Source organism: Nioella sp. (genome assembly GCF_964229645.1).
GTDB lineage: Bacteria > Pseudomonadota > Alphaproteobacteria > Rhodobacterales > Rhodobacteraceae > Nioella.
On the sequence record NZ_CAXREX010000147.1, the window covers coordinates 1 to 4,643 of the forward strand.

7 protein-coding genes are annotated in these 4,643 nt (G+C 66.8%); all 7 read right to left on the reverse strand.

All coding sequences use genetic code 11. From position 1 onward, the window contains the following. On the reverse strand, positions 1-437 hold a 437-nt coding region (locus ACEQXV_RS09755; RefSeq protein ID WP_370268960.1), incomplete at its 3' end, for an inorganic phosphate transporter. Positions 438-523: 86 nt separating this feature from the next. Continuing rightward, a complete protein-coding gene (locus ACEQXV_RS09760; protein ID WP_370251303.1) occupies positions 524-937 on the reverse strand; it encodes an NUDIX hydrolase in 414 nt (137 codons plus the stop codon). Between the two features lie 128 nt (positions 938-1,065). Then, positions 1,066-1,731, reverse strand: coding sequence for a hypothetical protein (locus tag ACEQXV_RS09765; RefSeq protein ID WP_370268961.1), 666 nt, complete (start codon positions 1,729-1,731; stop codon positions 1,066-1,068). Between the two features lie 16 nt (positions 1,732-1,747). After that, positions 1,748-2,599 carry an SDR family oxidoreductase gene (locus tag ACEQXV_RS09770; protein ID WP_370268962.1) on the reverse strand — a complete coding sequence of 284 codons (852 nt, stop codon included), beginning with the start codon at positions 2,597-2,599 and terminating at the stop codon, positions 1,748-1,750. Positions 2,600-2,741: 142 nt separating this feature from the next. Further along, a complete protein-coding gene (locus ACEQXV_RS09775; protein WP_370251306.1) occupies positions 2,742-3,236 on the reverse strand; it encodes a DUF1772 domain-containing protein in 495 nt (164 codons plus the stop codon). Between the two features lie 2 nt (positions 3,237-3,238). Further along, positions 3,239-3,658 (reverse strand): DUF4345 domain-containing protein, encoded by a 420-nt coding sequence (locus tag ACEQXV_RS09780; protein WP_370268964.1) that lies wholly within the window; start codon positions 3,656-3,658, stop codon positions 3,239-3,241. A 29-nt stretch (positions 3,659-3,687) separates the two neighbouring features. Continuing rightward, positions 3,688-4,518: an NmrA family NAD(P)-binding protein gene (locus ACEQXV_RS09785; RefSeq protein ID WP_370251308.1), complete on the reverse strand. Its 831-nt coding sequence runs from the start codon at positions 4,516-4,518 to the stop codon at positions 3,688-3,690. Between the last annotated feature and the right edge of the window lie 125 nt (positions 4,519-4,643).

Here is a 4,643-nt window from a genome sequence, read left to right on the forward strand (position 1 = left end):
AGCATCGCCCAGATGAAGACCTCGGCCGTTTCCATGCTTTCGGGGGTGACGATTCCCTTGGCGATGGTCGAGACCACGTCGCCGCCGGCGATCAGCGCGCCCGAGGTTTCGTAGATCGCGGCAATGGCGATGGCCCCGCACATGGGCAGCGCGTTCTCGCCCACGGCGGGCCCCATGTTGTTGGCCACGTCATTGGCGCCGATATTGAGCGCCATGTAGGCGCCGAACACGGCGGCCACGACCACGATCATGCTGTTCGAGGTCTGGCCGAAGAACATCGCCGCCAGCAGCCCGGCAATGACCAGGAAGACCAGCGAAATGCCCGGACCCACCATCGGACGGGCCACGTATTGCGTTGCTGATTCCAGGTAGGACAGACGCCCCAGGTCCCGGTCCAGCGTCTCAAGGTGGCGAATCTCGCCGTTTTCGGTGCTCATGCCCGTCTCCCCTCGTTTGGGGAAACGGCCTAGAGAGAGCGGGGTCGCAAATCAACCGCTCTTGTCACAAATCTTTTACAAATCTGTTACAAGTCGCGCAGGATCGACTGAAGCTCGGGTTCCTGCACCATGTTGGCGGCGTCCTGCGGACGGACCCATTTACGCTTGCGCTGATCGGCCTCGGGGAAGCTTTCGTGCAGGTCCTGCACCTCGACCGGGTAGACCAGCGTGTCGATCTCGACGCTCCAGCCCGCTTTCAGGGTCTTGTCATAGGTGTAGCTGCCGATCGCGGTTCCATCGAGCGCGCCCTTGCGCACCCCGGCCTCTTCCCAGGCTTCCTGGAGAGCGGCTTCGCCCGCGTCGAGCCCGTCGATGGGCCAGCCTTTCGGAAGGATCCAGCGCCCGGTTCCACGGCTGGTGACCAGAAGAACCTCCTTGCTGTCGCCGTCGCGTCGATAGCACAGCGCGGCGACCTGCAGGCGCTTGGGGCGCTGCAGCATTGGGTGGAGCACTTCGCTCCAAGCCTTCTTGATAAAACCGACCATCTAGAGAAACCGCCTGCTCTTTAACGTTTTTTTGACCCGACAGGGTAAACCTTTACTTAAGGGAAATCTTTTGGGATTGCAAATCAGTGGGGCGGATTGCTGCCACGCAGCAGCGCGAAGCCGGTTCCCAGGAACCACAGGATCGCCCCAAGGCCGAAGATCGCGCCAGTGGCATCGCCGAGCGGCGGCAGCACGGTCAGCAGCCCCGACGCCCCCACCAGCACCCCAAGCCCCGACACCGGGCGGGGCAGGACGCGCGCGCCCCAAGCCGCGAGGCTCACGCCCAGGATCCAGACGCCTCCGGCGATCTCGTTGCCGCCGCCCAGGCCCAGTTCCACCGCGTGCAGCACGCGCCAAAGCGCGACGGCAGCCTCAGGGTCGGTGGCGCTGAGGCGCACGGTTTCTTCCACGGTCACGTTGGCGATCATGCCCGCGCCCAGAACCAGCGCCGCCCAGATCAGCCCGATGGCGCGTGTCGTTTCTGCCCAGGCCGGTGTCACAATTGTTAACCGCGCATGGAGCGCCACGACCAGCACCGCCAGTGCCAGCGCATTCAGCACGTAGATGATGCTGTGCCAGGCGATCATCAGGCCCGCGTTCTCCGCGGTGAAGGCGACCACGGCGGCAGGGTCGATCTGGCCCGTGCCATAACCGAGCGGGGCCAGAACGCTCAGCAGCAGGACGAAGCCCACGATATAGGTCGCGGCGCAGATCAGGGCGGCGGGGCCACCGATGCGGATAAGGGTCATGGCAAGTCTCCGTGGGTCAGGTCATCGAATGAAAATGATCGGCAAGGCGGCGGGTGCCGTGGCAGGCCCCCACCATGTCCCCGCCCATGGCGGACAGGAAGAAGAGCGCAGGCCCGTGGATCCGGGCAGGCGTCAGCCAGGGCAGCAGCCGGAGCGAAAGCCGCCGCAGGGCGTCGGGCAGGCGGGTGATCCGGGCCGGGCGGTCCAGCGCATCGAAGGCCAGCCGGGCCAGCGCCTCATGGGTGAACACCTCGGGCCCGCCCACGTCGAACCAGTCCCGCCCTGCCTCGATGGCCCGGGCCGTGGCAGCAGCGAGATCTGCGCCGTGGATCGGGTTCAGCCGGTGCTGCCCGCTGCCAAAGAGCCAGGCCCGGCCCGCGCGCGCCATCGCCAGGAAGTCGCCCATGTCAGAGAAATAGCCCGAGGGTGCGATCACGGTCGAGGCCAGCGGACTGGCCCGAAGCCGCGTCACTAAGGCCGATTTCGCCGCGACCAGCGGCACATGGGCCATGCGGTCGGCATTGAGCACATGGATATAGGCGAAGCGGGGCACGCCCGCGCGCTCTGCCTCTTCCAGCAGGTTGAGATTGGCTTGGTAGTCCACGTCGCGGTAGCTCAGCCCGTCCTGCTGGCGGGTGATGCCGAGGGCGGAGATCACGAGGTCCACCCCGTCCATGATGCCGGAAAGCGTTTCGGGGCGCGTGGCTTCGGCCCGGACAATCTGGGCCTCCAGCTCTGCCTCGCGGCGCACCAGGGCCCGCACCTGCCAGCCCCTCCGGGCGTATTCGGATACAAGAAACCGCCCGAGATAGCCGGTGGCCCCGGCAATCAGGACGGTGGGTGCAGGGTTGGTGGCTGTGGCGGACATCGGGGCGGCATTCTCTTTCGATCTGATGGGACCAACCTAGGCGAAGCCGGCCCATCCCGCCATGACCCTGCGTATCAGCCTGTTGACCGCAGGTGCCGTATGGCCCCGCCCCGGCCCCGTGAGGGGGCGGAACGGGGAAGGATCAGGCGGATGCCGACCAGACGAGCCCCAGCATCGCCAGGACCGAGGCCAGCGCGCAGGCGGCCGTGCGCAGGCTGTTCCAGAAGGTCCAGCGGGGCAGGTAGACGTCCTGCCAGTAGCGGATTGTGTCGGGCGCGCGGGTGTCCAAACCGGCCAGTGCCTCGTTCAGAGGCACGTTGCCCGCGACCGTCACGGCAAAGCAGCCCAGGAGGTAGACACCCCCCGCCGCCGCCAGCAGGAGCGCCCCGCTGCCCTCGCCCCAGGCCAGGCCGTGCACGACCAACAGGGCAGATACCGGCGCCATGCCCAGGAAGAGCGCCATGAAGACGATGCGGAACACTTCGCGATTGATGACCTGCATGGCTTCCACACCGCCGTGACCGCCGACCAGCGACAGCGACCGCATGATGAAGTCCGAAAAGGCAAGGAACACGCCGCCCAGAAGGCCATAAGCCAGCACCGCGCCCTGCGCGACGATGAACATCCAGATGGGCATGGTCACCTCCCCACGGCAGAGCTGCGCAGGGGACGGCCCGCGAAGGGCCAGCGCGCAAGGACAAGCAGGGCACCGATCAGCAGTTCGAGGCCGAGCGCCCCGAGGATGCCGTCCGACGGCAGGCCGTCGGCCACGATCCCGACGATCCGCCCAAGCGGCCAGGCGATGAAGACGATCAGCGCGGCTGCAAAGGCCAGGTGCGACCAGCCGCGTCGCACAAGCCCCGCCAACATGGTGCCGCCAAGCGCCACAAGTCCGGCAGCAGCGGCGCGCAATTCGCTGAGCAGGCTGGGGTCGTCCCCAAGGCTGATACCGTAGCCCTGGTAGAAGGGGTCGGGCGCGATCAGGATGACCCCGCCGATGCCGAGCGCAGTCGCGCCCGCAGCCCCGAGGGTCAGTTTCTGGAACAGGGAAAGATGCATGTTCTGTTTCCTTTCAAAAGGGCGTGGGGTCAGGCCGCGCTGGCCCAGGCCCCCGATGCAGCCGCGCGGCGGCAGAACTCGGTGAAATCGGTGGGTTCCCGGCCAAGCGCGCGCTGCACGCCGTCGCCAAGCCATTCGTTGCGCCCGTCCAGAGCCTCTTCGCAGACATGGGTGAAGACATCGGCGATGAAGCTTCCGCCGATCGCGGTCATTGCGGCGTGGAATTGCTCCAGCGTGATCGGCCGGTAGTGCACGGGGCGTCCCGTGACCTGTGCCAGCTCCTCGGCGGCTTCTGCGAAGGACAGAAGGCGGGGCCCCGTGATCTCGTAAAGCTCGCCCGAGTGACGATCCTCGGTCAGCGCAGCGGCGGCCACTTCGGCGATATCATCCACATCGACAATCGGCTCGCGCACGGTTCCCGCCGGAAGGGCCAGCATGCCGCCAAGAACCGGGTCGCGCAGGTAGCCTTCGGAGAAGTTCTGCGCAAACCACGAACAGCGCACGAGCGTGTAGTCCACGCCCGCGTTGCGGATGATGTCTTCGCATGCCTTGGCATGGGTTTCGCCCCGGCCAGACAGCAGGACCAGCCGCCCGGTGCCCATGTCCCGGGCGAGGGCAGACAGCGCTTCGATCTTCTCGGCAGCACCGGGAAAGGCGAGGTCGGGGAAATAGCTGACATAGGCCGCCTTCACGCCGTCCAGCGCCGGGGCCCAGGTGCTGTCATCGTCCCAGTCGAAGGGGATGGCCGCATTGCGCGCGCCGGGGCGGACGGTTTCGCCGCGCGCTTGCAGCAGCCGGGTGATACGGGCGCCGGTCTTGCCGGTCGCACCGATGACCAGGATGGGGTGATCGTGATGCATGGGGTGTCTCCTTTGCGTCGAGTTGATGCAAAGGGATGTGCCCGATCCGGCCCGCGCGGGTCTTGACCGCGCCTGCCAGGTTGTTGACCGATCCTGTCAGCCGGTCAGGGCCGCAGGTCCCGGAT